The sequence below is a fragment of the Mangrovimonas sp. DI 80 genome (assembly GCF_001975575.1).
GTDB classification, from domain to species: Bacteria; Bacteroidota; Bacteroidia; order Flavobacteriales; family Flavobacteriaceae; genus Mangrovimonas_A; species Mangrovimonas_A xylaniphaga.
The window spans coordinates 1-3,205 of sequence record NZ_MSDT01000011.1 but is presented as its reverse complement, the minus strand read 5'-3'; the positions used below and the strand labels follow the sequence as shown (position 1 = coordinate 3,205).

Here is a 3,205-nt window from a genome sequence, read left to right as displayed (position 1 = left end):
TTCATTGACATATTGGAAAGATATACATGAAAAATAAAATGTTATTGTAACGAGCAATAACGTAACTCATTAAAAAGACAAAAAGTACAATAAGCTAAACAAGGGCGTATGGGGAATGCCTAGGCTCTCAGAGGCGAAGAAGGACGTGATAAGCTGCGAAAAGCTGCGGGGATCGGCACATACGAATTGATCCGCAGATATCCGAATGGGGCAACCCAGCATGTTGAAGACATGTTATCCGCAAGGAGGCGAACCCGGGGAACTGAAACATCTAAGTACCCGGAGGAAGAGAAAACAAAAGTGATTCCGTTAGTAGTGGCGAGCGAACGCGGATTAGCCCAAACCAATATTGTTACGGCAATGTTGGGGTTGTAGGACTGCGACATTTGATGCACAATGAACTAGAACGCTTTGGAAAGAGCGACCATAGAGGGTGATAGTCCCGTATAGGCAAAGCGTGTTATCGATAGCAGTATCCTGAGTAGCGCGGGGCACGTGTAACCCTGTGTGAATCTGCCGGGACCATCCGGTAAGGCTAAATACTCCTGAGAGACCGATAGTGAACCAGTACCGTGAGGGAAAGGTGAAAAGAACCCCGAACAGGGGAGTGAAATAGAACCTGAAACCATACGCCTACAAGCGGTCGGAGCCCCATTGGGGTGACGGCGTGCCTTTTGCATAATGAGCCTACGAGTTACCGTTGCTGGCAAGGTTAAGGGCTTCAGGTCCGGATCCGTAGCGAAAGCGAGTCTGAACAGGGCGACCATAGTCAGTAGCGGTAGACGCGAAACCGTGTGATCTACCCATGGGCAGGGTGAAGCTGTGGTAACACACAGTGGAGGCCCGAACCGGTTGACGTTGAAAAGTCTTCGGATGACCTGTGGGTAGGGGTGAAAGGCCAATCAAACTCGGAAATAGCTCGTACTCCCCGAAATGCATTTAGGTGCAGCGTTGATCTAGTTTTATAGAGGTAGAGCTACTGATTGGATGCGGGGGCTTCACCGCCTACCAATTCCTGACAAACTCCGAATGCTATAAAATGTTGGTCAGCAGTGAGGGCATGGGTGCTAAGGTCCATGTCCGAGAGGGAAAGAACCCAGACCATCAGCTAAGGTCCCCAAATGTATGTTAAGTTGAACAAACGAGGTTGAACTGCTTAGACAGCTAGGATGTTGGCTTGGAAGCAGCCATTCATTTAAAGAGTGCGTAACAGCTCACTAGTCGAGCGGTTCGGCATGGATGATAATCGGGCATAAACATACTACCGAAGCTATGGACTTTTAAAAGTGGTAGGGGAGCATTGTAGTGCCGCTGAAGGTGTGTCGCGAGGCATGCTGGAGGAGCTACAAAAGAAAATGTAGGCATAAGTAACGATAATGCGGGCGAGAAACCCGCACACCGAAAGACTAAGGTTTCCTCAGCTATGCTAATCAGCTGAGGGTTAGTCGGGACCTAACGCGAACCCGAAAGGGGTAGTGGATGGACAACGGGTTAATATTCCCGTACCTGCCCGCAACAAAAGTGACGGAGGCGTATATTTGGTGCGCACTGACGGAATAGTGCGTTGAAGAGAGTGGTAACACCTCGATAGTACACTGAGCCTACGGGCAAGGTGATAATCCAGAGAAGCGACTTCCAAGAAAAGCGAGCGAGGCAGCCCGTACCGCAAACCGACACAGGTAGTTGGGATGAGAATTCTAAGGTGCTCGAGAGATTCATGGCTAAGGAACTAGGCAAAATTGACCCGTAACTTCGGGAGAAGGGTCGCCCCACTCCGGTGGGGCCGCAGTGAAAAGGTCCAGGCGACTGTTTATCAAAAACACAGGGCTCTGCTAAATCGAAAGATGACGTATAGGGCCTGACACCTGCCCGGTGCTGGAAGGTTAAGTGGAGGGTTTAGCTTCGGCGAAGATCTGAAATGAAGCCCCAGTAAACGGCGGCCGTAACTATAACGGTCCTAAGGTAGCGAAATTCCTTGTCGGGTAAGTTCCGACCTGCACGAATGGTGTAACGATCTGGACACTGTCTCAGCCATGAGCTCGGTGAAATTGTAGTATCGGTGAAGATGCCGATTACCCGCAGTGGGACGAAAAGACCCCGTGAACCTTTACTATAGCTTAGTATTGGCTTTGGACAAGTAATGTGTAGGATAGGTGGGAGACTTCGAAGCAGCGTCGCCAGGCGTTGTGGAGTCATTGTTGAAATACCACCCTTTGCTTGTCTAGAGTCTAACCCCTTTTTGGGGGACAGTGCTTGGTGGGTAGTTTGACTGGGGTGGTCGCCTCCAAAAGAGTAACGGAGGCTTCTAAAGGTTCCCTCAGCACGCTTGGTAACCGTGCGCAGAGTGCAATGGCATAAGGGAGCTTGACTGAGAGACATACAGGTCGATCAGGTACGAAAGTAGAGCATAGTGATCCGGTGGTTCCGCATGGAAGGGCCATCGCTCAAAGGATAAAAGGTACTCCGGGGATAACAGGCTGATCTCCCCCAAGAGCTCACATCGACGGGGGGGTTTGGCACCTCGATGTCGGCTCGTCACATCCTGGGGCTGGAGAAGGTCCCAAGGGTTGGGCTGTTCGCCCATTAAAGTGGCACGCGAGCTGGGTTCAGAACGTCGTGAGACAGTTCGGTCTCTATCTACTGTGGGCGTTAGAAATTTGAGTGGATCTGACTCTAGTACGAGAGGACCGAGTTGGACGAACCTCTAGTGTACCTGTTGTTCCGCCAGGGGCATTGCAGGGTAGCTACGTTCGGAAGGGATAAGCGCTGAAAGCATATAAGCGCGAAACCCACCACAAGATGAGATTTCTTTAAAGGGCCGTGGAAGATGACCACGTCGATAGGCTACAGGTGTAAAGGCAGTAATGTCATAGCCGAGTAGTACTAATAACCCGTAGGCTTATTGTACGCGTTCTTTTTATAGGTTGCAAAAAAATATTTCATGGATATGTTTCCATTATGTTAAGATATTGGTCCAGAAATGGACAGACGATTTAAGGCGGTTATAGCGACGGGGCTCACCTCTTACCTTTCCGAACAGAGAAGTTAAGCCCGTTAGCGCCGATGGTACTGCACCCGTGGGAGAGTAGGTCGTCGCCTTTTTTGAAGCCCCCAGCAGTGATTTGCTGGGGGCTTTTTGCTTTTATATACCTTGCCAAAACAATACCCTTCAAATAACACAAAACCCCAACTGTTTAATACGGGG

At 49.9% G+C, this 3,205-nt stretch carries 2 rRNA genes; both read left to right on the top strand.

The features are described from left to right. Positions 1 to 87: 87 nt before the first annotated feature. Positions 88 to 2,907: ribosomal RNA gene (locus BKM32_RS16150) — 23S ribosomal RNA — on the top strand. Positions 2,908 to 2,994: 87 nt separating this feature from the next. Continuing rightward, positions 2,995 to 3,102, top strand: a 5S ribosomal RNA gene (rrf, locus tag BKM32_RS16145). Positions 3,103 to 3,205 lie beyond the last annotated feature (103 nt).